The organism is Candidatus Saccharibacteria bacterium (assembly GCA_016432585.1).
Classification (GTDB): domain Bacteria; phylum Patescibacteriota; class Saccharimonadia; order Saccharimonadales; family Saccharimonadaceae.
Map to the genome: position 1 here is coordinate 610,834 of CP066696.1, position 24,285 is coordinate 635,118.

The following is a 24,285-nucleotide window of genomic DNA, read 5'->3' on the forward strand; positions in this document are numbered from 1 at the left end:
TTCTATACGAAAGTATGTTCAGGGGCTTATCTACTAAAAGGTATTCACGAACGTAATATATATCCAAAGGAAATAGAGTACCGACCCCACGCCAATAATATCCAAAAGGATGATAATCCGCCTTAATACTTCTGATTTGATCTTATTCTTCAAAACAGCATAAGAACATCCTATAGCTACAGAGTACGGAAGAGCATACACTAGGTACAGTGCATTTTTGCTAATTATTGCAACCCACCCAATAAGCAATACAGCCAATGCCATGATAGTAATACTGATCGTCAGTGCCTCGTACTTAAGACTATTGTTAGCTGTATTTGGTTTTGTCATGACATTTAGTATAAAGCATTACGGATCGAGAGGAGTAACTACTGCGTCCACCAAGATACTGGCTCTACGACTGAGGCTCCACTTACATGAACCCCTGCAGCGCCCTTCGATATTGCTTCGTCGTAGGTCGCTTGGTCGGTAATAACATGTCCAATAACAGGCTTTCCAAGTGCAATCGCTTCATTCCAAATAGCCTGCGATGCGCTACGGACCATGCCAATAAGTGTCCAATAAGGACCCCAGGTTTGAAGATTGCCGTTGCCTCCTTGGGCAGCCGACGCATCCTCCGCATAGAAGTAGCCCCACGTTTCAAAACCCAGAGCCTGGGCGGCTGTAGATAGTGCTGTTGCACCTGAACCGCCGCCGCTATATTTAATAATCACTCTTTCAGAGGCCAAGTCGTTAGAGACCATGTTTAAAAATTCAGTTCGGTACGAACCAAGAGTGTATTTTGGGTCTATAACAAAAATATGAGTGCTTCCGTAGGCGGCGACAATTTCTTCCCAACGCATATACGGCTGTGGATCGCCAGGTCCAATAAGGTTTTGCTGCGCTTGAATTTGTGCCCATGTTTGACTCGAGGCATTTCCATAGGTTCCGCCCGAGGTTCGATCGGTTGAGATATCGTGAAGACCAAACCACACGCCATCACTTGTTCGGGCTAACGAAACTTCCAACACACCGTAGCCCCGCACAACCGCCTGAGTATAGGCAAAGAGTGACATTTCGGGATATGAAGCAGACCCGCCTCGATGCGCCCACGTAAACCCAGGGGTTGCGAGCATCTCGGCTACAGAGTTAAATCCACGTCGAACCGGAATAACGTTCGCAGGAGTGCGCGGACCATCTATAGACGTATAGTAGAGGCGCGTTTCAGCCCCGTTGCCATCGGCCTCGGGATATCCCGCTCCAGTTGGATCTGGCGGATCGACACCCCCTCGTAGCGCAATACCCTGAGCAACAGCTGCTGTTGGGGAACCCCAAGTCATACTTACTGCGCCCACTGGCGATGCAGCCACCTCTTGAGCACCCACCCAAGTATATGTCCTTGATACAGTAATATTTGCCGATGTCACCGCTTGCGCGGCTTCTGTATATCCCGTCGGATACGTGAGAGGGATATGGTCATTATTTGCCGTAAACTCCGATCCGGCCGCAAAAAGAGCAAGCACCGGAGGGTCGGCAGCCGTATAAGATCCAACCTCTCGGCCAATTGTCGCCGAAGCTCCATTTAGTACTGCATTTCCACTATAACTATCGTAAAAACCAGCCACTGGGTTCACAAGATCCACTCCGCGAACAATAAATGCCAAGACTATACACCGATTAGTTCCGGTCGTAGTAGTAACCGAGAACACGTAGTTAGCAGGCTCAGACGAGGCGTCCGTTACTGCATGACCATAGTATCCGTTCACCCTAAACGATGTATTATTCGCCAGAAACGCCGTTCCTAAGTGATCGAACCCAGGGCTTGACGGCTCGGCGGATGCCGTAGAGCTTTGATTACGCACAAAAACGACAATATAATCGCCGTCTACGACACCAGAAGGGCGGGGAATTGAAACTAAGGCAACACCAGCAGACGTTACACCGATGAAAGATGTAAAAGAACCGACTACCGATGGCGCCGCCATTAGGCCGCCCTTACGATTACCAGCGTATCAACCGGAGTTCCCGGAGGAATTTCGCTTAATGCATCAACGAAAATAATTGGATTCGCAACCGCAGTTATGGCTGCGTTCACCCCGGCAGCAGTCACCGCCTTTGTTGTATCCGTTCCAGCAATAGCTTCGCTGGAACTAGCAAGTTGCACGACGCCCTTTGTTGAAGACGAGGCATCGGGAGCGGCACTCGAAATACTGTCAGCCTTAAGTGTTCCACTAGGATTATGCGATACGCTTAAGTACTCGTTAAGAAGGAGCCCCCATTGCCCGTCGTCACCGCCTGGTTCGGGTAATCGTGCCACGATGCTACCTTTCTACTTAAACGCTATAAAGATAGTATAGCAAAAACGCTAATGGATTTAAAAACCGCCCAGTTTCAAGAACACACCCCCTCCGGATCAGGCTAGCGCTGGATAGCCCTCAACCACAATCAATGTGCGCAAGCACCTCTATTGACATATATGTTAGAGTATGTTATAAATAAAATGAACACTGTAAGCCGACACCCCGTATCGGGAGAGTCTCGTATGAGTTCAGAAGAGAGCCGACTGGAGATCGCTGCCACGGTGCTTACTCGCGGCTTCCGCGACCACTGCGTTCGGATCGCCCTGGAGGCTGGTGTGATCGACATCGATCGCGCTGCCGCTCTGCGAAAGAGCGACAACCTTCAGGAAGTGGTCGATGCACTGGGTGAGGACCTGCAGACATACGCCCACGGTCAACGCCTGACGCCCGAACAGTTCGACGTCCTCTGCAACGCGATCTTCCCCAATCCACTCAACTTCATCTAGCGCTGCCCGCGCTTCCACCCCGCACCATACTACAAGAGACACCTCGTGCCTGTAGTGTGGCCGGGGTGTTTCCTCTTTTACACCAAAGTCCATAAAACAGCCCACCCCTTTAATAGCATTTTTAATCATCTGCGCGTATTCTTCCTACTCAAGGGTATTTGGATGGCGTACTCTTAGATGCTAGTATTAATATTATGATAAACAAGCCTAAAGCAACGGTACAACCAAAGCATCTTAGATCAATCTTAATTACTGCAGGCAGCATTCTGACTTTTGGTTGGGCTCTGCTTCTTGCAATTACGACATGGCTAAGCGACCTGCCGTGCGCAATTAGCCCCACTAGCTGCGCGGATGGAGTGGCATTGGCTAATTTTATACTTTACAGTCCCATCATCACCGGAGCATTTATACTCCCAATAGGTTTTATATATGAGAATAAAATGTCACGAGAAGCTAAATTTGGCATAACACTAGTTGCTGCCGGTTTACTATTCTTTATTGCCTTTTGGCTTATTGTTTTTACCGGTATCTCTATCCACGGCCTTAGGGGTTAGATAGGAAAAAACATAAAATGATATGAAGAAACCCTCAGCTCAGCTCCACCTGGTTGGCGGAACTGGAGCTGAGGGTTTTGACTCTTCAGTCATTCAGTCTTACGGCGTCAGCATCGCAGCCACTGCAATATCTGCGTAGGCCTGCTGACCATATTCGTTCGGGTGAAGCGTGTAGGCCGGATGCCCAGCCCACTGATCGAGGTTGTGGAAGTAGGAACTTTCAGGATCAGCACACACAGTATGTCCATCGAACGGGGAACCGTTCTCATTGACAGACACGTAGTGAAGCCGCTGGGAGTAGTCCGTATTGATCCCACGGACTGTGTCGACGACGTCTGCAATCTTGTCGTCCAACTTGGTCACGACATCGCGAGCCGCTTGAGCGTCGGCCCAGTACATCGGGATTGTACCCGTCGAGTCGTACCCGCTGTCGTACAAGTACGAGCATCGAGGGTCTTGCGGATCACCGGTCGTCTTGATCGGAGCCACCTGCGGGTAGTCCAGCACGTAGACCTGGGCCGCCGGAGCCTCGTCGAGAATCTTCCTGTAGGTATCCTCGAGTTCGGACGGCAGCTCGTTGTTGATCTTGCCGACAGCCGTGGTATGAGCACTACTGCCGATTCGACAGGTACTGGTCGGGTTGGCGCACGCCGTTCCGAAGTCCACGAACCCGATGTTGTTCCCGCCGATCGTGATCGTCACGACCTTCGTGTTGACATTCAGGTTCGTGACTTGAAGCGGCTCCGTGTTGTAGGTGGGTGGGTCGTTGGGCGTAGGTGTGAGCTGAACATGCTCAGTCTTCGCACCGGAACATGCCGCGAACTCTCCCGTTGTCAGGTCAGCCTTGACCTTTGGATTGCGGCTGACCAACTTGGCGTAGGCCAGCTCGCTTCGATGACACTTGTCCGCTGAGGTATCGCTACCGTCCTCGAAAGGCTCGACTCCCTCTCCGGAAGAGTAGGAGTCGCCAAGTGCCACGTAGGCTCCCGGCGCTGGTTGCGCCGGAGTGTTGGCGACGAGAATATCCCCTTGAGGATAGCTCGTGCCCATGCCCGTCACAGCAACAGCGAACAGCTTCTTGCTGCCGTCGCAGTTGTTGGTGCATTCCGCCCTCACATAGAGGGTGTTGTTTACCGGTTGCGAGGCGATCAGGTCCATGGATTCGAGCTTGTAGCCGCTCGGACCGCCGGACTTGGTCAGATCACCGATGATGCCCTGACTGTACGTCCAGGTGTTGCTTGACGGGTCGAAGACCCGAACAGCGACACCGGGAACGGTTGTCGGGTTACTGAGGCCGGTATTGACCGCTAGCTCCCGAGTTACCACCACCTTACCTCCACTCTCGGAGGCGAGGTAGCCGTTGCCGAACGTGCCGCCAGCGTAGGTGTTCTCAAGTTGTTCCGAGTACACCTTTACTCCGGCGGCGTTGATCACCACCAGAGTCTTGACCCACACCGTCGGTGAGGCCGGCAACCCACCACTGAGCATCTTCTGCTCGGTGATGAGTGCCGCCACAGCCCCTCCAGGGAGGGGTGACAGCGTGATGTCATTGACTGCTGCTCCAGTTGTTGAAGCGGCGGCCGTCCAGCGCACGTCTCCCTTGTTGGGATCGTACCTTGAGACCCCGTAACCCTGCACACCGCCCGAGGACATCACGGATGCGACGAAGAGACGCCCTTCGGCGTCGATCTTCTCATCCCAGAGCGAGCCGATAGTGGCCTGCCCCAGGAACTTGCCGCCGTAGCTGTAGTACAGAGCGTGTCCACCCGACTGAGCGTGCACCACGACGCCGTCCTTGTAGGTACGGAGAATCGTGGTGCAGTTCGTCGGGATAGAGATGTCCAGAACCTTGGTGGGCTCCGTCTGGCCGACCGCGACCTCCGGGCTGAGCCCGATGAGATGCACCGATCCATCACTCATCCTTGCGGTCGAGTAGATGTTGCCGTTGGCACCGACCTCGTAGGACGGTACGCCCGAGCTACACGCCAGTGGGTATTTCCACTTCAGCGTGTTGCCGTTGTACGCCAGCAGGTTTGCCCCGAACTTCCACGTGCTACCGACCTTGCCGTACGGCCGTCCGTAGACGTGACCGTTCTTGTCGGCGGTCGGCGCAGTGATGCAGTTCGGGACGCCGTCGACGACCGTGGTTCGGTCGATCTGGCGCACCAGCTGCCCGGTAGCGCCGTAGGTGACCAGGTCACTTCCAGAACTTCCAGGCTGGCAGGGTACGGTAATGTCACCGTTGGGACTCGTCACGGGAGAGCCGTCCGTCGCCCCGATAGTGACCGAAGGCCACTGCAGGGTCGGGATCGATTCCGCCGCGTTGGCGACCCCCGAAGGGATCAGGATCATCAGCGACGCCAGCAAGCTGAGGAGACTCAGCAGTACTGGTGTGCGTCGTGACTTTTGCATGACGTTCCACCATCTTTCGCTTGTTGAACCGAATTGTTGATGAGCGAGACAAACAAAAAAAGGAGCGCCTTACGGCACACCCATCCTGTTCGTCCTGTTGCGACTGAAGAGTCGTATTACTTATACCATTATATCCATTTTTTGTATAGAGGTGCATGATCCGCGATAAGGATTCGAGCCCACATAACAGCTGGATTGGATTTATGAGAAATAAAAAAATGCTATCTTTCAAGCATTTTTATATCTGTAATGATTTCTTGGCTGGGGTGGAGGGATTCCATAAAGGACCTCACCCAACACAGACGACTATCTTTTTTACAAGCAGGAGGGATATCGGCTAAAGCCTCCTCCGTTCGCGCATTCAGAAAAATAGCTAGCGCTGCTTTTCTTCATTTTGCTCACTTCGCCGAACCCCGCGTCGTTTTGCTTTAGCAAAACCGGGGATTCAAAACCTCAGCCACAAATCAAGAAAAAAGCCGAGCAAATGCTCGACTCTTTTCTTGGCTGGGGTGGAGGGATTCGAACCCCCGAATGCATGGACCAAAACCATGTGCCTTACCACTTGGCGACACCCCAAAGCTTTGCTAGTATACCATATTCTCATCTATTAAATCCATAGGCTGGCGAGGGTAGTCATATGCGCCAAGCTGCGATATTATTATTTGATACCCCGAATAAAAAAGGAGCGAAGATGGAAGAATTTATAGAGATCGTTGGCGCGCGCGAAAACAACCTTAAAAACGTGTCGCTTCGCATACCAAAACGCAAAATTACCATCTTTACCGGTGTTTCGGGATCGGGCAAGTCTTCGATCGTATTCGATACGGTCGCCGCCGAAGCTCAGCGCCTGCTAAATGAAAACTTTAGTATGTTTATCCGCACGTTTTTACCTAAGGTAAAGCAGCCCGAGGCCGACAGAATTGAAAACCTTAATATGCCGGTTATTGTTGACCAGCGCAAACTTGGTGGTGGGTCTAGCTCGACCGTTGGCACCGTAACTGACATTGCCTCTATTTTGCGACGGCTATTTGCAAGGATTGGACAGCCAAACCTCGAACATGTCTATCTGTTTTCGTTTAACAACCCGCAGGGCATGTGCCCGGAATGTAAGGGACTTGGCCGCCAAATGGCGCTTGATACCGACGCCGCGCTCGACTATTCAAAATCGCTTAACGAAGGGGCGATAAAAATGCCCGACTATGCGGTCGACGGCTGGTACTGGAAAGTTATTGTAGAGTCTGGCGTGTTCGACAACGACAAAAAACTAAGTGACTTTACCGAAGCCGAGATGAACGAGCTGCTGCACGGCAAACCGCAAAAGGTAAAAATGGCCGGCATGAACCTAACAATGGAAGGGATCGCCGACAGATTTGCGCATAAATATATCATGCGCGATCTTACAACGCTTTCGGAGCGCACGCAAAAAGCGGTAAAACCATACCTTAGCATGGGAATGTGTACGCTTTGCCACGGCGCGCGCCTTAGCCAAGAGGCGCTTGCTAGCAAAATTAACGGTTACAATATCGCCGACCTGTCTGCCATGCAGGTAGATACACTTATCGAAACGATACGGGCAATCGATGAACCGCGCGTTGCAAATCTAAAAGCAATGCTACTTGAGCGCCTAGAGCATTTGGTGGATATCGGCCTCGATTACCTAAGCCTCGACCGCGCCACCGATACGCTTTCGGGCGGTGAATCGCAGCGTATCAAAATTGTGAAGTACCTCAACGGCACGCTTAGCGACGTTATGTATATTTTCGATGAACCAAGTGTCGGTCTGCACCCACGCGACGTTCACCGCTTAAACGAACTACTTAAAAAATTACGAGATCTAGGCAATACGGTTATTGTGGTCGAACACGACCCAGATGTTATTAAAGTTGCCGATCACGTTGTTGATGTTGGGCCAAAGGCAGGATCGGGCGGTGGGCAAATTATGTTCGAGGGAAGCTACGCCGACCTCCTAAAATCTTCGACTCTTACCGGCACAGCACTTAACAATGAACTGCCAATTAAAACAGATGTCCGCACCGGCAAAGGCGCGCTTTCTATTAGCGGCGCCACCACGAACAACCTGAAAAACGTCAGCGTTGATATTCCAAAAGGAGTTCTTACCGCCGTAACTGGCGTGGCCGGGTCGGGTAAAAGCTCGCTTATCAACCAGACTTTCGTGCGCAACTACCCAGATTCAATCGTTATCGATCAAGCGCCAGTATCCGCCTCTAGCAGGTCGAATGTTCTTACATACACCGGCGTGATGGATGCGATTCGCAAAAGTTTTGCAAAAGCAAACAATGTCGACGCAAGCCTGTTTAGCTTCAACTCTAAGGGCGCATGCGAAAACTGCCAGGGAACAGGCTATGTCGCCGTTGAGCTTGCGTATGTTGAAGAGGCAAAGGTGCTCTGCGAGATTTGCGAAGGCAAGCGATTTAAAGAAGAAGTACTCGGCTACACGCTAAACGGCAAAAATATTACCGACGTTCTGGACATGACGATTAGTGACGCCGTAGACTTTTTTGAAAACCGTGAGGTAAGCAAGCAGCTACAGGCACTTCACGATGTCGGACTCGACTACCTTACGCTCGGACAGCCGCTTAGCACGCTTTCGGGCGGTGAGTGCCAGCGTATAAAACTCGCCGGCGAGCTTCACAAAGAGGGCAGTATCTATGTGCTCGACGAGCCAACGACAGGGCTTCACACCTCTGATATCGCACACCTGCTGGCGATTTTGAACCGTCTTGTCGATAGTGGCAACACCGTGGTCGTTATCGAGCATAATATCGATGTTATTCGTCAGGCAGATTGGATTATCGACATCGGTCCCGAGGCTGGATCGGGTGGTGGAGAGGTAGTGTTTGAAGGCACGCCAAGCGACCTTAAAAAGATCGAGCGTTCAATTACCGCAAAGTATATCTAGTAGCTTACAGTTTTGTAGCTTTCACTTATACAATAAATTGCATATACTGAATAGATATGAAACAACCACTTATTAAAACGCTCACCCTAGATAAAATCATTGGCGGCGGGCAGACCCTTGGGCAGCTCGACTACGGCAAGAAAGCCCTGGTATGGGGCGGACTACCTGGCGAGAAGGTAGATATTCTTGTTACGAAAAAGAAGTCGAGCTTTATTGAAGGTATCGTTACCGAAGTACACGAACCCAGCGCCCAGCGTGTCGAACCAGTCGACGGCGAAAGTTATCTTTCTACCAGCCCGTGGCAAATCATGACCTTTGACGCCGAGCAGCACTACAAAGCAGCGCTTATCGAGGAAGCATTTGAACTTCACGATATTGTTGTACCCGAACCTATCGATGTCTATACCGACGGCCGCGAGCTTGCCTATCGCAATAAAATCGAATTCAGCTGGTGGTGGGATAAAGAATCCGCACAGCTGGATCTTGCGTTTTTTAGGCGTGGCACGCACGGTAAACTACCGGTAGACGGCACGAGCCTAGCAAACCCTGCAATCAACACTGCTGCACATGCTGTTCGCGACGTTTTGCGCGCACGCGGCACTCAGGCATTTACGCTTAAAACCGTTATCATCCGCTGCGATCAAAACGGCAATACCGTTGCCCAACTATACGTAAAAGACGAAGAATTTGCCGTATTTACCGAAGACGAGCTAAAATCGCTGGGCATTGCAGGCTTCGAGCTTATCTTTAGCAACCCAAAAAGCCCGGCGAGCGTTATTACACACCGCATGCAAAGCTGGGGAACCGTAACGCTTACCGACACGATTTTAGATGTTCCGTTTACGTATGCCGTAGAAGGGTTTTTCCAGATTAATATCCCTGTATACGAGCAGGCGCTTCTTGATATGAAAGAGTGGGTAGAGCCAAGCAAACCAACCGTCGATTTGTATAGCGGCGTTGGCACGATTGGCCTTACGATTGGCGGCGACAATATCACTATGGTAGAAATCAACGAACACGCGGTCCGCGAAATGGAGCGTAACATTACTGCGCTGCAACGCGAAAACGCGGCAAAAGCGATTCTTGCACCAAGCGAGCAAGTACTCGAAAACATCACTGCCGACGCGACGATTATCGTGGACCCGCCACGCGCAGGCCTGCACGAAGACGTGGTTAAAAAACTACTTGAAGCGCAGCCAGCCCGAATCATCTACCTTAGCTGTAACCCGGTTACTCAGGCACGCGACGTCGCACGCCTCGCCGAAAAATACGGCATTCGCGCGCACCGTGGCTACAACTTTTTCCCGCGTACACCACATATCGAACATCTTATTGTGCTTGATTTAAAGTAACGGAGGAATCTATGAACATTACTACCGCAGCAATTATTACCGATTGCGCCGACGACAATGCTCGCGCGCGCCAACAATTGCGTTTTTCGAGCTTATTTGGCATTCAGCCAACATTCCTTGGCGTTGGCCGCGAAGCACCAGATATTGAAGCCGCTGGTAATCTTATCGATCAGCTCGACGCGCTTACTAACTTGCCAAAATCCCGTAGCGACAAAAACCTCGAATCGGTTATTTTGGTAAATGTTGCGCCACGTGGCGATGCGGTTAAAAAGAAGTGGGATAACGGCACGCCGTTTTGCTATTTTCGTATTAACGGAACGCTGGTTGTTAGCACCTACGCCGGCCGTAGCCTTGGCCTCGCAAAAGCCCGCGGGCTGGTAAGCGATGTGCAGCTAATGGATATTCCAACGGTCATGAAAGCTGCCGTGGAGTGGGGTGAGCTCACCCAGGAACAGGCGACTCATGTCAGTCAAACACAGTTCCGCAGCTACGAATTTTTGCCGCTTGCCGCGTATTGGCTTACCAGTGGCCGCGACGTTCCCGCAACGACCGCCCCAGTTGAAACATTTGACAATTCAAACGGTATGGTCTGGTGTATTGATGCATTTGGAAATGCAAAAACAACACTTCGCGCCTCGGATATTGATTTCGAAGAAGGCAAGACTGTGACGCTCGCCGATGGACAGTCTGCCGTTTGCGTTCGCAGGCTTGCCGACGTACCAAAAAACACTTCGGCACTCGTTATTGGCAGCTCAGGCAAAGACGGTGATCGATTTATCGAACTTGTCGTGCAGTGGAGCGACGATGGTTTTCACAAAAGCGACAGCGCAGCATCGCGCCACGGTCTTGGCGTAGGCTCGAACGTTTTAGCCTAGCTTGTTTTTATACGACGGTACGCAAATTTAGCGGCAACTCGCCAACCACTGTGCGAGTCGCTGTCGTATTTATAGATTTCGCCGTTTTTCACTTCGCTAATAAGGACAAGGGCAGGGTTGTACGGCGCGAGTGTTCGATAAAACAAAATATCGTCGTCGCTAATATGCGAACGGCCCGGAAAAACATCGCGGAATTTTTCGCGCCCTACCGCATCAAAATAATCGGGCTGTCCTTTTGGCGGCAGATAAAGCTCCGCCTTTAACCCCATGCGAGCAATAAGTTTTTTGATATCACCAAGAAGCAGTCGTGAATTGCCACTAATATATACCAAAAGCTGTTTTTTCTTCGTAAGAAACACCGTAGCAGATGTCGTGCGGCTGATCTCGATATCCCGCAAAATAACCTGGCTTATTTCAACTTCCAGGCCAAAACGCTCTTTTGATATACGCTCAAGCGCCATGTCATCGTAGACTTCTTCTTGCATATATCCTTATTGTACCACTTTAGTAACACTTTGACACCATGTTATTACATAATATGCAAATCTGTGTTATTTACGAGACGTCTATTGCAATATATAAGCATATGTGGTATTATATAGATCTGATTTGTTGAATATTGATTTCCAAATCACACCTTGACAAGTGATAAGAAAAAAGAAGATTCACGCAAGACGAACCGCGCACATATCCAATATGTTCGTCGTTCGTCATGTGTGATTTTCATCATGCAATCTCCATGAGGAGCCGGCAACCCGCCGGGACGATACCGAAAGGAAACGACCTTGGTCAAGAACATCGACGTCAACTCCGGGTTCTCCAGCGAGGACGCCGACCAGGCAGTCACCAACGCCGAGTCCCTGCCGGGATTCGTGTCGGTCACCAAGACCTACGACAGGAAGTCGCAGAGCTGGGTAGTGACAACCGTCACCGAGACCCACTGACATCACCCCGCCAACTCAGAGAGGCGAACTATGAAGCAGTACAGTCTCTTCCTACCACCAAACACAAGCGAGGACGAGATCCGAGCGGCAATCGCTCAGGTCGGACCGATTCACTTCCAGAACGTCGAACATGGCCCGGTCACCATTCCCGACCGCGGCGACTTCGTTCGCGTCTCGCTAAGGGCGACCAACGACGGTGCCTACGACAGAATATGTCGTAAGCTCGGCAGCGTCGAGCCCTAGCGCCGAGCAGGCATGATGAGCAAAAGAATGAGTGTTCAAGTGGCAGTAGCCGCTGGCTACCTCTTCTTGTCTTCTTACTTCTTTCACTTGCCATGCCTGCTTCCACGAATACAATCGTCGTGCCGATGAGCCCCGTTAGGGCGAAAAGCAAGCAGCCAAACATACGCCTATCTCTATAACCTAAAGTGACGACTTTACGCTACAATAGAGATAATGGATTTTACGACGCGCTACAACAAACTAAACCCGGCGCAAAAACAAGCAGTCGATCATATCGACGGGCCTGTTATGGTAATTGCCGGGCCAGGAACCGGCAAAACCGAGCTACTCAGCATGCGCGCGGCAAATATTCTTAAAAAAACCGACGTTCTGCCAAGTAACATTCTGTGCCTTACGTTTACCGAAAGCGGCGCAACTGCCATGCGCCAGCGTCTTACTAAAATCATTGGAGCCGACGCTTACAAAGTGGCGATCCATACATTCCACAGTTTTGGTACAGAAATCATCAATCAAAATGGCGAATTTTTTTATCACGGCGCCAATTTTAGAGCGGCCGATGAACTTAGCAGCCACGAAATACTTCGCGCGATTTTCGACGAGTTAGAGTATAGCAATCCACTCGCCAGCAAAATGAACGGCGAATATACCCATATCGGCGATACGCTCACTGTTATATCCGAGCTAAAACGAAGTGGTCTTACCAGCGACGAATTACTGGCAGTTCTTGATGCTAACGACCACGTTATCGATACGGTCGAGCCACTGCTTGCCCAGGTTTTTGCCGGCCGGCTTTCAAAAAGCACTGTGCCACTGCTTATTCCTATTGTCGACCAGGCACGTACCTGTGGCGACGAAATAACACTGCCCGGCATTTCGCTACTGTCGCGCATACTCGCCGACGCCCTCGAAGAGGCGATAGCAGCCAGCGAAGCAACCAATTCGACAAAACCAATTACCGCCTGGCGCAACACCTGGATGAAAAAAGATGAGCAGGGAAACTTTGTTCTAAAATCTCGCAGTCGCAGCCAGAAACTTCGTGCCGTTAGTTATATTTATTATCAATATCTTTCACGCATGCAAGAGGCCGAACTGTACGATTTCGACGATATGATTTTGCGCGTCGTTCATGCCATGGAGGTTTTTCCCGAGCTTCGCTTCAACCTGCAAGAAAAGTTCCAGTACATTATGGTGGACGAATTTCAGGACACCAACATGGCGCAAATGCGTATTTTGTTCGACCTTACAAGCAACGAGGCAAATAACGGAAGGCCTAATATTCTTGTTGTTGGCGACGACGACCAAGCGATTTACAGCTTTCAGGGTGCCAATGTGGGTAATATTAGCACGTTCCGTGACACCTTTGGCGAGACCGAGCTTATTACGCTTACCGATAACTACCGCTCAAGCGGCGTTATCCTTGAACATGCCCGAAGCGTTATTACGCTTGGCCAGGACCGCCTCGAAAACCATATTCCCGAACTCAACAAACAACTTACCCCACACCGCATGGAGCAGGGAAGCGTTGAGCTGGTAGAGCTACCCGCGATAAACGATGAACGAGCTTGGCTTGCTAGCAGTATCGAGGCCGCATTAAAAGATGGCGAATCCGCCGGATCGATCGCTGTTCTTGCTCGACGACATCACGAGATTATCGCACTACTGCCGTACTTTGCCGAAAAGGGGATCCGTGTCAATTACGAGCGCCGCGACAATCTGCTTGATATGGATATTATCATGCTTATCGAGCATGTCGCCGGCACGCTGGTGGCACTTTACGAACAACGCCACGCCGACGCAAACAGCATGTTGCCACAAATGCTCGCGCACCCAGCGTTTAAACTTGACCCTCAAGAGATTTGGCGGCTAAGCCTGCGCTCCCAGCAAAATCACCAAACCTGGATGGAAATTATGGCCGTCACGCCAGACCTCCTTCCGCTGCATGCATGGCTCGTAGCTTCATCGCAAATGCTCGCGCACACTCCACTCGAACAAATGCTCGATGTTATTATTGGGTCACCACGTCTTACCGCAAAAGAGCCCGAGACCGCCACGTTTATATCGCCCCTCTACGAATATTTTTTCAATACGGATACAATCGCCGAGGAGCCCGATGCCTATCTGTCGTATCTCGAAGCCCTACGAACAATTCGCACAAAGCTGCGCGAGTACCGGCCAAAAGACGTTCCAACGATTCAGTCTTTCCTTGAATTTATTCGAATGCACCGGCGCCTAGGCAGCACTATTACCAGTGTTCGCCCGCGATCGACCCACGCAACCGACGCCGTAACACTTATGACCGCTCATAAATCGAAGGGGCTCGAATTTGATACGGTGTATATCGTGGGTGCTGTCGATAACGCCTGGGGCGAGCGCGTTCGCACACGTAGCCGGCTTATTGGCTACCCCGAAAACCTTCCACTGGCACCGTCGGGCGATACGTTCGACGAGCGCCTGCGCCTGTTCTTTGTTGCCATGACACGTGCCCGCGCACGGCTTGTTATAAGCTATAGCCTTACCGACAGCAGTAATAAATCGACGCTTCGCGGTAGTTTTTTAACAGGCGACCTATGGATTGCTTCAGAGCCACATCTTCATTCGTCTATCGAAACACTCGTGCACGACGCCGAAATCGCCTGGTATCAGCCACTTGTTTCGCCGATTAAGCCCACGATGCGCGAGCTTTTGGCGCCAGTCCTCGAAAACTACAAACTTAGCAGCACCCACTTAAACAATTTTCTTGATGTGTCGCGCGGCGGACCAGAAGCGTTCCTTATGAATAATCTTTTGCGTTTTCCGCAGGCGATTAGCCCAAGCGCCGCGTACGGTTCGGCAATTCACGCTACGCTTCAGCAGGCACATTCGCATCTTACCGCCACCGGCAAACACCGGCCAATAGAAGACATTCTTCATGATTTCGAAGAGAACTTAAAAGCGCAGCGGCTCGACGACAAAGACTTCCAAACCTATTCACAAAAGGGCAGCGACACATTATCGGTGTTCCTCGATGCCAAGCTAAAAGAGTTCGCACCTACCCAAAAAACCGAGCTAAGTTTTGCAAACCAAGGCGTGTTCCTAGGCGAAGCGCACCTCACGGGCTCACTTGACCTTGTTGATTTTAACGGTGATTCGATTATCGTTACCGACTACAAAACAGGCAAACCGCTTCGTAGCTGGACCGGCAAAACCGACTACGAAAAAATTAAACTTCACAAGTACAAACAGCAGCTCATGTTCTACAACCTTCTTATTAAACATTCGCGTGATTTCAATAAATACACGCACGAAAAGGGGATTTTGCAATTTGTCGAGCCAACACAATCCGGCGAAATCATTGCACTCGAAGCGCAGTTTAGTAGCGACGATCTTGATCAGTTCGCACTACTTATTCAAAAAATCTGGCAACATATCATTACTCTCGACCTCCCGGATACAAGCCACTACGAGCCGTCATACAAAGGTATGCTACAGTTTGAAGCTGATCTTCTCGAATCATAGAGCTTATTGACTAATACTAGATTTTATTCTATTATAGATAGTGCTCTGAGCTTTTTTTGACTTCGGTCGAGCGAATACTCACGGGCCCGACAGGAATAGTACGCATACTCATTGCGTGCGCTACATTTCGAGAGGACGGTGAGCGGCATGTCCGCGAAACCGCGCACGAAGCCGGCTAATGTCGATGCCAGCAAGAAGCTGACATCCGACTGCCAGTGGTGCTGCGACAACACCCACCGGGGAATCGCAGGCGCCCTGACGTGCAACGCGTGCAGCAACACCGGCCACAAGCCGAGCTGCGCCACCCGCACCTAGCGGTGCTTGAGACGTCTGGACACCCCTGTCCATTCGCAAAATCGGACTATTCCTGTCCGTCTCTCATTGTTCATAATACGACATTGTGAATAGCGGGAGACGTTGTATATACACATGGTCGGCGTATACTAACAAGTATGCTCCTTTTTTGGAGTGCCGCAAGCGGACCTTGGATAGGGGAAGAGCATGCCAAAATCAAACGACAACCAGATATGGGCGGCTATTTCCGCCGTGCGCCATGGCGTTGGCAACGAGGAGGATCGCGAGATCGTCCGAGAAGTGTGCAAGCGCGATGACGAAATGGGGCGAGCCGCCACAAGGGCGCTGCCCCCTCACGAACGACCGAAAACCGAGGAGGAGACATGAGTGAGTCCACGTCTGGATCGCGGTTACCCGATCCGGAGGTAAAGCTATGTCCCTGCTGTCAAAAACGATACACCACCTTCAGCAAGTGCCAGACTTGCCGAGGGGCCAAATGCACAATCGTCAAATGCAAAGTCAATCCCAAATAGGCAACCGCGGCGGCGTTCGCTTTCCTCCTCGAGATGTTGTCTCGGAGGAAAGCGAACGAATGCCCTAGGTGCTTATGGTGTGATATGATAGAAGAAATTATGGCACGACTTCCGCAACCTGGGCAAGACGAGAACGTATGGGGCGACGTATTAAACGATTTTTTGTCGCAATCCCTTACTGGTGCCGGTCTACTAAAAGCCGGAACGGTAGACACAACCCAGCTGACTGATAATTCCGTAGACGGTACAAAGTTACAAGATAACAGCGTAACAGCAGATCATTTGACAGCTAATGCCGTCACGACAGGCAAAATAGCCGCGGGCGCAGTTACTGGCACGCAAATTGCCGATGGATCTGTCACCAGTGCAAAGCTCGCAAGCGGCATTATACCAGATACTAGCGACGGCCTTCGTTCGCTTTGTATTTTTTATTCTGCGCCAAACATTGCAAATGCCGCCTACAGCGATGATTACGCTGCGGGTTACTTATCACGCTTTAACGATGTCGTTCTCGGCAACGGACTGCAGGACCCAGGGCATCAATACTACGCGAGTTCGGTTGCTATTCTTCAAAAGATTGCCGATATCGGAACAGATACTGTTATTTGGGGATATATCGATGCCGGCGTCACCACGAGCAATTTATCTCTACCCGCACTTCAAGTGCTTATCGACCAATGGATAGATATCGGCGTGACGAATATTTTTATCGATCTGTTTGGCTACGATTATGGGGTTACCAGGGCACGCCAAAACGCAATTCTTGATTATATTCATGCCCAAAACTGCCATGCCTTTATAAACGTATGGAACATGGATGACGCGTTTAGTTCGGCAGTGAATGTCACCTACAATCCAAGTGGTATCGCCACTACAGCAAACTCTGGCGATGTCGTATTGCTAGAATCGTGGATATGTAACAGCGACGCTTACTCGGCTCCTCATTTTGCCACCATGTCAGACATAAAAACCCGTGGCGATAAGGCAAGGGCATATCGCACCAGCCTTGGCATTCGTATCTACGCGGTAAATATCTTCGAACACAATGGGGCAACAACACAAGAACTTGATAATTATTACGGCGTCAGCGAAGCATTCGCGCGCGCATTCCGGCTCGATGGCTCCGGGCTCATGCCAAGCAATTTCTCGTCTACAGGCAACGATATTGGGCGTCTTGCGCCCCGCAGGTCGACATTTGGACCGCTTCCATTTAGGCCAACCGCAACCTATTGGCTAAACAACACCTGGACCCAAGTACAAGCTCCCGACCTTGGTGTTATCGCCAATTTAGACACGGGTACCTGGGAACGCCTTTGATTTATATTGAAAATATATTGTGATATAATAAATCGATACTATGCACAACTTTTGGAACGAATTACCGCGACCATTTTTTATTCTGGCTCCTATGGAGGCAGTGACTGACGTCGTTTTTCGCCACGTTGTTGCCAGCGCAGCGCGTCCCGACATATTTTTTACAGAGTTCACCAACGCCAGCAGTTATTGTAGCCCAAAGGGGATTCACAGCACTCGCGGACGCCTAGCGTTTACAAGCGATGAACAGCCAATGGTCGCCCAAATATGGGGGAGTCGTCCTCATGAATTCGCGCAAATGGCCCACGGGCTAGCCGACATGGGATATAGCGGCATTGATATAAACATGGGCTGCCCCGATAAGTCTGTCGTTAAGGGCGGGGCAGGAAGCGCGCTTATCAAAAATCCCGAGCTTGCCGCCGAACTTATTGCAGCCGCAAAACAAGGTGGATTGCCAGTAAGTGTTAAAACCCGCCTAGGCTATAGCTCGAAAGATGAATGGCTTGAGTGGCTAACACACATTTTAAAGCAAGATATCGTTAACCTTACGATTCACCTGCGCACCCGAAAAGAGATGAGCAAAGTAGACGCCCACTACGAGATGATTCCCGAGATCAAAGCGCTCCGCGACAAGATAGCGCCGCAAACACTCCTTACGATCAACGGCGACATCCACAACCGTCAGCACGGCGAAGAGCTTGTGCAAACATATGGCGTCGATGGTATTATGATTGGTCGTGGCATTTTTACAAACCCATTTGCGTTCGAAACCGAGCAAAAAGAACATTCAAGAGAAGAGCTTGTGCGGCTACTTCAACACCACCTCGACTTGTTCGATAAATACTCACGCGAACTCGAGCCACGTAACTTCGAACCCCTAAAACGCTTTTTCAAGATTTATATTCGTGACTTTCCTGGCGCAAGTGAGCTACGTGAGCAGCTAATGCACACAAAAAGCACGGACGAAGCCCGTGCTTTGATTAGCAAGCAGCCGTCTCTTTAGCTGTTATGACGACCGGTAGGCTATTTCGTGGTGGCTTGTTTTGTGTGGACCAAAGAATACCTTGGTGTAAAGCCGTATGGTACTTACCCCCACAAGTAAATATGAGAAGCAGAAGAGCACCACTAGAAACGCTTGACTCTCGGGAATCGAGCTTAAAAGGACATCCTGCGCTAAGAACGATGGGCTAATAGGAAACGCCATAAAGAGAAGCGCAACAATAAAGAAGATGTTGCCTAGCTTTGTAAATGCATATATAGAACCATGGTAATCACGCAGTGCGGTTTGTTCGCCTTTCGCTTCTAGATACCAAAGGCATGCATGACCTACTATAAATGCCGCCAGTACCCCGACACCATACATAGCTAGATACTCCCAGCTTCCAGCAGACGCTAAGACTAAGAATAATATACTGAATAGATTTCCTAACATTATAAGATTCCAACATATTTTTGCTGCATTTTTTGTTGTATACGCCCGTATATAAAAGCCACAACTAACGACCGCGGCGATTGTAGAAACGACAAGCAGCCAGCCAGCGGAAAAATGAGCAAGCGCAGCACTAGCAAGAACAGCCAGAAATACAATCACCGATATAATCTGAGCTGGGGCTGTATCAAGAACGGCTAATGTCCGGCCAACGAACTTCAACGGCTTCCATACGTAGTAGCTAACGGTAGCGTTCATGTTCCATTCCTTGATACCCAAAACATACAATGCAGCACGCAGCTTTCCCAAAAACGTGTTCTTGATTTTTTGGACAGGGGCCACAAAGTGAAAGAACTGGTCGTGAACAAGATAGCCAACGACTGATGGCGAAATAAGCAGCTGATACGTTCGAAGTGAAGCGTTACTTACAAAATGAAGTAGGGCGAGCCAGTGAAGTCCGGCGGCAAGTTCTATAAACATTATGCCAATCTGCGTAATTGAAGCGTAGGCAATCTGCGTTTTCACAGATGATTGAACCCTCGCGATAGACGATGCGACAACTGCAGTAACAAGACCAACAACCGCAACCGCGATTCGGAGCCACATGTTATCTTCCCATAGAGGGAATGTTCGTAGGAGTAGGAAAAGCCCCATATGCACCGAAAGTGCGCCATAAAAAATCGCACTCGACGATGTAGGTCCTTCCATGGCGCGCGGCAACCAGTACGAAAACGGAAATTGCGCCGACTTTATCATAGCCACCATTAATAGCAGAAGGCCGAGGATAAGAATACTGTCTCCATGATGCGCCGCAAGCTCAGAAAACTCTGAAAAGTTCGCACTTTTCTCGAAGATATGATGCGCATACCATATGGCCGCAAGCAAAAAAGCGTCGCCAATTCGATACACAGAAAAGACTTTTAATGCGTTTCGCGTTGGCAAAAAGCGATCCCTATAAAAGGCAATGAGCAGTACCGTGCTAATTCCGATAAGTTCCCAACCAACAAAAAGGACTTCAAAATTGCCAGCAAGAATTATAAGAGACAATCCGATAAAAAAGAGAAGGATGGTACTATAGAATCTCTTAAACCCTTGTTCGCGGTGCAAATAATACTTGCTAAAAATGAAGATAAGGGTAGTCATAACAAGGGCCACGCCTAAGAATGTTGCCGCCAGACTATCAAAATAGAAGTCGAGATTAAACACATATTCATGACCTATCAGCAGCGACCCGACGCTTGCTAACGCCGGGGAACCGCCGGCACTAAGCCACTGAAAGCCAAACAAGACAAAGATAACGAGCTCTAAAAGCACCGCCGTAATCGCAACTCCAAAAATCGTGCGTTCCCATTTTCGTGGCGTAAAAATACAGACAATAAAGCCAAGAATCGGAACAAGCAGCAATGCGGTGAGAAATTGTATTAACATATTTTATCCTTACTTTATTATATGCACGGGCAAATTCTCTTCCGTGGCATCCAAAATGTGGTTCGTTTTCATTTTCTTTGCAGATTCAATTGTATGTGAAAGGCTGCGCATAGTCGGAATACTCTTTGTTAGGGGATCATATGGCACAAATTTATCGTCTTTCAGAACATGCAACGTTTTTTTGTCTGGATCCAACGCAACCAGATGAATCCATTCGTTTGCAAACCACTCGTACAACGCTGGGTTTGACTGTATCACTTTCTTAATGACCGCAGGGTGATGCTCCACTACCATGAGTAGACGTACGGGGTCGTGGACCTCAACCATCTGTAGCGGAAGCCCGGAACGAAGATCGCCATCGCTACTGTTTGCCACACCGACAAGCCCCATAACATTGTGAGGCAGCTTTGTGCCCGCACCAAGTTTGTAGTTATCCGTTCGCGAAAAGTAATACTCCAAGTTAATGCCACCACAAACAACACCAAGGGGAGAAAGAACATTTAGGAGTAGTGTGCCATCAGGATCGGTCGTATAGTCGTAAGAGTTCAAGAAGGCCCTTCGATCAAGAAACAGACGTTTCGTAAGACTTCGTCGCCCCACAATACATAGCGCATTCGTCCCATGACCAAGCTCTGGACGCGGTTCAAAGTAAGACACAGATCGTTTTTTAATGTCTTTTCTAATCTTTTTTATGTGCTGCTTGGTGCTAATAGACATAAATCGGCGCGAACGTTCCTTCGCATCAAGGTCGAGCGCTTCTTCAAATAAGCGCGCATTCTTACTGTGTCGCTCTTTATTTTCCTCGCTCAGGATATCTGCGTCGTAAAACTGGATTTCGTCAGACGCCGTATCGTGCAAGGCACTCAGGAACTGCGTAGAATGGGGAATGTCTAGCCCGCGCGTCTTAAGTACCTCTCGTACAGGCGCATAGTTTGCCATATACGCAAAAACTCGCGCATTAACCATACCAGGCCTTCCACTACACGCACCACAATCATGCGCGCCATGATGAGGATTGTTAGCGCTGCTCGAGCCGTGGCCTATAACATACACAATCGAAGAAAAATTCTTAGTAAAGCCGATGCATCGAAGCGTTTTTTCAACACGATCCGCCATCTCTTGCACAGTAAATCCTACCTGCAGGCCTTTTTCGTGATCCTTTTCTCCGGTATGAAGGATTGTCAGGTCAGCATTCGGATCCATATGCGCAGATGCATCAGCAATAGCAGGACTCATAGCAGGGTTTATAAGGTTAGCGATCAGTTTGCCCATTGCCGGAATTCCTAACAAGTACGAGAAAAACAGGCCTCGCACCAGTTTGTGAGAGTGCTTACTGTACATGATCTCTTTTTCGTGTGCGTGCTTGCCGTCTTTTGGAATCTCTTTAATAAGATATTTTGGAGTAACCGGAGCGGGGCAAAGCTTATCGTAGAACTTTGCGCCAGCTGGGTGAAAATAGAACTCCACGCCAAAAAAGCCAGGAGCACCGAATGTCTCGGTTTGATCATCTAAGCTCTCGACATACGTACGTAACGAATACTCTCGGTCATCAATACAAAAGATCGACTGAAAGCTCTTTGGCGCCATATCTTCATTTTTTATAGACTGAGCAGGGAGTGTCAGCAACACTCCTGAAAGCACCGTGTCGTAATAACTCCACTCAAAAGCGTCCTGCCATATCTTAATAACTTCTTCTAACTCCGTAGATGGTTCATCGGCGAACATATCTACTGGTGGCTGTGTTATTCCACTGCCTAGCGGCATCCAGGTATCTGCTAGCCGTTCGGTCAGTGTATCAATCTCGAGTAGAAGCTCGAGAATTATCATGTCTTCAAGAGATATCTTTTTTGAATACAAAAGCGATTCTGGCTTATCTTCGAGCGTCGATACGATACCAGACCAGCCTCGGTGCGCAAACTGCTGATCATAGATATACTGTTCAAAATATGATTTGTCGCCAACCAGCATCTCGAGAAGCTTTGTTATAGTGCATGATTTGTCATATAAAAGATCGCGTGCTTTTTTTGTTTTGAAAAAACTTATTAAGCTATGACGCTCTAGATCCCTTAGAGCGTTTAAAAGGCCTTTATCTTCGAACGGAAAGGGCGAAATAGCGATACCTTGATCGATATAGCTACAAATAATACGAAAAAGAAGCGGCTGCACGGCATTATCCATATCGATAAAGTATCGCTGTCTCCACTCCTCGCGAAGCCTTCCTATGCGGGGTTGACGTGTCCAGTCGTATTCCTTATACAAAGCTCGCTCATGCCATGTATCAAAAGCAGCGTCGCCCTTACGCTCTCGTATAACTCTGGCTAGCGTCTTTGGCGTGATCCGCCTAATTGCATAAAGGTCTCTATACTCGGTAAGCGTAAGAGTGGTTTGATACCCAAAAATTGCAGATGCCTTATAAATTGCATCGTAGAATTTCATGTCTTGAAACGCATGTAGCGTATTGTGATGAACAAAATCTTTTAACGGCCCTTGGGTAGGAAGATAATGTTTTAGTGTATGGAGAAGATGTGACTCGTCGAAATGATGATTATTTTTTTCAAACATAATTAAACTTGCATCCAGTCAATGCTGTATTCTTTTGAATTTAACTCGTGACAAAACCAACGCAGAGGCGTCTACTGATAATCAACAAGATTTGCAGTCTTTGCTACTGCCTTATTCTACTCCTATTCGCGATTTTGTAAACACACAATATATGTAACCCTACTGCTAGAGCCTTACGCTATATGTGTTATTCACAAAGCAAAGCTACGTCGGTCATCTGTTACGATCGGCGGTGACGGCGGCGAAGATCGGCAACTTTAAGTCGTACCGAGTGGCGATCAACAAGCTGATGCGCTTTCTCGAGCTCGACTTGGTCTTTAGCGTTCTCACGCATTTCCATTGCACGTTCGAGTGCTGCACGGCTTTCAGATTCAATAATATCTTCACCGTGATCAGCCTCATCTACAAGAACACGAACGCGCTTTTGCGAAACTTCAACAACTCCGCCACTAATCGCAAAGAAATCTAGCTGAGAGTCTGGATCGCCCTTTTTATAGCGAACGGCAATGGCGCCAGGAACAGCGATAGTAACAAGTGGCTCATGATCAGGGAATACTGCAATTTCACCAGCAGCAGTCGGAATCATGACTTCGTATACTTCTTGGTCAACTTTTTTGCCAAGAAGAGTAATAAGTTCTAAATTCATATCAACTCCTATAGTAGCAAAAAAACTCGCACATGGCGAGAGGTGATATGGGGAAGTGATAGATAGTCCCCAGCGTGGGCGGAGACGAGGTCGCGTAGCGACCTGCCTCCGCCCGTTCGCTCACTTCGTGGACATGAAGTATGTCCAGAAGAGGACCGACCCGACCACCGAGATGAGCAGAACGACGAACCAGAGGAGCGAGAAGTGCTTGCCTCGGAAACGTCGAACCACCCAGGCGATGGTCAGGATCGGCGCGCCGAACATGAAGTACATCTGCACCGTGAGCGGAACCAGACCACCCCACCAGCAGATCCAGAGCACCAGCAAGGTGACCGGAATGCCGATGAGCAGTGGAACGAAGTTGCCCTTGGGCTGCTTCGTGGGCTCCTCCTGAAACACGGGCGGGTCGTAGGGGTTGGGACGTCGCGGTCGCGAGTCGCTGGGCATTGTGCCTCCAGGTTGCGGGAACTATCTATCGGTTGAACGATTGTTCACCATA

19 protein-coding genes and 1 tRNA gene are annotated in these 24,285 nt (G+C 49.6%); 8 read left to right on the forward strand and 12 right to left on the reverse strand.

Features of this window, described 5'->3' with window-relative positions:
- Positions 1 to 33: 33 nt before the first annotated feature.
- Genes HZB75_03365 through HZB75_03375 form a run of 3 tightly spaced genes read right to left on the reverse strand, consistent with a single transcriptional unit; the run spans position 34 to position 2,296 of the window.
- Complete coding sequence (locus tag HZB75_03365; protein ID QQG50548.1) at positions 34 to 330, reverse strand: hypothetical protein; 297 nt, start codon at positions 328 to 330, stop codon at positions 34 to 36.
- A gap of 38 nt (positions 331 to 368) precedes the next feature.
- Positions 369 to 1,964, reverse strand: a complete 1,596-nt coding sequence (locus tag HZB75_03370; GenBank protein ID QQG50549.1) for a hypothetical protein — start codon at positions 1,962 to 1,964, stop codon at positions 369 to 371.
- Positions 1,964 to 2,296 carry a hypothetical protein gene (locus tag HZB75_03375; GenBank protein QQG50550.1) on the reverse strand — a complete coding sequence of 111 codons (333 nt, stop codon included), beginning with the start codon at positions 2,294 to 2,296 and terminating at the stop codon, positions 1,964 to 1,966. The genes HZB75_03370 and HZB75_03375 overlap by 1 nt, the downstream gene beginning before the upstream one ends.
- A gap of 225 nt (positions 2,297 to 2,521) precedes the next feature.
- Between HZB75_03375 and HZB75_03380 the strand changes: the two genes are divergently transcribed.
- Positions 2,522 to 2,785: a hypothetical protein gene (locus HZB75_03380; protein ID QQG50551.1), complete on the forward strand. Its 264-nt coding sequence runs from the start codon at positions 2,522 to 2,524 to the stop codon at positions 2,783 to 2,785.
- Positions 2,786 to 3,438: 653 nt separating this feature from the next.
- On the opposite strand, the gene HZB75_03385 is transcribed toward HZB75_03380, so the two are convergent.
- Together HZB75_03385 and HZB75_03390 are read right to left on the reverse strand one after the other, a co-directional pair.
- The gene (locus HZB75_03385) at positions 3,439 to 5,751 is read right to left on the reverse strand and encodes an SGNH/GDSL hydrolase family protein (GenBank protein ID QQG50552.1); all 2,313 of its coding nucleotides are present in this window, start codon (positions 5,749 to 5,751) and stop codon (positions 3,439 to 3,441) included.
- Between the two features lie 501 nt (positions 5,752 to 6,252).
- Positions 6,253 to 6,327: transfer RNA gene (locus tag HZB75_03390), tRNA-Gln, on the reverse strand.
- A gap of 115 nt (positions 6,328 to 6,442) precedes the next feature.
- Here HZB75_03390 and HZB75_03395 point away from each other — a divergent pair.
- The 3 genes from HZB75_03395 to HZB75_03405 are packed head-to-tail and all read left to right on the forward strand — an operon-like array spanning position 6,443 to position 10,898.
- On the forward strand, positions 6,443 to 8,671 hold the full coding sequence (locus tag HZB75_03395) for an excinuclease ABC subunit UvrA (protein QQG50553.1): 2,229 nt from the start codon (positions 6,443 to 6,445) through the stop codon (positions 8,669 to 8,671).
- A gap of 56 nt (positions 8,672 to 8,727) precedes the next feature.
- The gene (locus tag HZB75_03400; protein ID QQG50554.1) at positions 8,728 to 10,023 is read left to right on the forward strand and encodes a class I SAM-dependent RNA methyltransferase; all 1,296 of its coding nucleotides are present in this window, start codon (positions 8,728 to 8,730) and stop codon (positions 10,021 to 10,023) included.
- Between the two features lie 11 nt (positions 10,024 to 10,034).
- Positions 10,035 to 10,898: a hypothetical protein gene (locus HZB75_03405; GenBank protein QQG50555.1), complete on the forward strand. Its 864-nt coding sequence runs from the start codon at positions 10,035 to 10,037 to the stop codon at positions 10,896 to 10,898.
- Here HZB75_03405 and HZB75_03410 read toward each other — a convergent pair.
- Positions 10,895 to 11,383: a hypothetical protein gene (locus HZB75_03410; protein QQG50556.1), complete on the reverse strand. Its 489-nt coding sequence runs from the start codon at positions 11,381 to 11,383 to the stop codon at positions 10,895 to 10,897. The two genes, HZB75_03405 and HZB75_03410, sit on opposite strands and share 4 nt — an antisense overlap.
- Positions 11,384 to 11,683: 300 nt before the next feature.
- Here HZB75_03410 and HZB75_03415 point away from each other — a divergent pair, with 300 nt between their 5' ends.
- Positions 11,684 to 11,842 carry a hypothetical protein gene (locus HZB75_03415; protein ID QQG50557.1) on the forward strand — a complete coding sequence of 53 codons (159 nt, stop codon included), beginning with the start codon at positions 11,684 to 11,686 and terminating at the stop codon, positions 11,840 to 11,842.
- A gap of 177 nt (positions 11,843 to 12,019) precedes the next feature.
- On the opposite strand, the gene HZB75_03420 is transcribed toward HZB75_03415, so the two are convergent.
- Entirely contained in the window at positions 12,020 to 12,172 is a 153-nt protein-coding gene (locus HZB75_03420) for a hypothetical protein (protein QQG50558.1), read from the reverse strand.
- Between the two features lie 126 nt (positions 12,173 to 12,298).
- Here HZB75_03420 and HZB75_03425 point away from each other — a divergent pair, with 126 nt between their 5' ends.
- Entirely contained in the window at positions 12,299 to 15,580 is a 3,282-nt protein-coding gene (locus tag HZB75_03425) for an ATP-dependent helicase (protein QQG50559.1), read from the forward strand.
- A 120-nt stretch (positions 15,581 to 15,700) separates the two neighbouring features.
- Here HZB75_03425 and HZB75_03430 read toward each other — a convergent pair whose 3' ends face one another.
- The gene (locus tag HZB75_03430; protein QQG50560.1) at positions 15,701 to 15,928 is read right to left on the reverse strand and encodes a hypothetical protein; all 228 of its coding nucleotides are present in this window, start codon (positions 15,926 to 15,928) and stop codon (positions 15,701 to 15,703) included.
- Positions 15,929 to 16,491: 563 nt separating this feature from the next.
- Between HZB75_03430 and HZB75_03435 the strand changes: the two genes are divergently transcribed.
- Entirely contained in the window at positions 16,492 to 17,724 is a 1,233-nt protein-coding gene (locus tag HZB75_03435) for a hypothetical protein (GenBank protein ID QQG50561.1), read from the forward strand.
- A gap of 40 nt (positions 17,725 to 17,764) precedes the next feature.
- Positions 17,765 to 18,724: a tRNA-dihydrouridine synthase gene (locus tag HZB75_03440; protein ID QQG50562.1), complete on the forward strand. Its 960-nt coding sequence runs from the start codon at positions 17,765 to 17,767 to the stop codon at positions 18,722 to 18,724.
- A 3-nt stretch (positions 18,725 to 18,727) separates the two neighbouring features.
- Here HZB75_03440 and HZB75_03445 read toward each other — a convergent pair whose 3' ends face one another.
- The 4 genes from HZB75_03445 to HZB75_03460 form a co-directional block, all read right to left on the reverse strand.
- On the reverse strand, positions 18,728 to 20,578 hold the full coding sequence (locus HZB75_03445) for a hypothetical protein (GenBank protein QQG50563.1): 1,851 nt from the start codon (positions 20,576 to 20,578) through the stop codon (positions 18,728 to 18,730).
- A 9-nt stretch (positions 20,579 to 20,587) separates the two neighbouring features.
- Positions 20,588 to 23,140 carry a DUF2309 domain-containing protein gene (locus HZB75_03450; GenBank protein QQG50564.1) on the reverse strand — a complete coding sequence of 851 codons (2,553 nt, stop codon included), beginning with the start codon at positions 23,138 to 23,140 and terminating at the stop codon, positions 20,588 to 20,590.
- Positions 23,141 to 23,360: 220 nt separating this feature from the next.
- Positions 23,361 to 23,786 carry an ATP synthase F1 subunit epsilon gene (gene atpC, locus HZB75_03455; GenBank protein ID QQG50565.1) on the reverse strand — a complete coding sequence of 142 codons (426 nt, stop codon included), beginning with the start codon at positions 23,784 to 23,786 and terminating at the stop codon, positions 23,361 to 23,363.
- 120 nt (positions 23,787 to 23,906) lie between these two features.
- Positions 23,907 to 24,233, reverse strand: a complete 327-nt coding sequence (locus tag HZB75_03460) for a hypothetical protein (GenBank protein QQG50566.1) — start codon at positions 24,231 to 24,233, stop codon at positions 23,907 to 23,909.
- Positions 24,234 to 24,285: the final 52 nt, after the last annotated feature.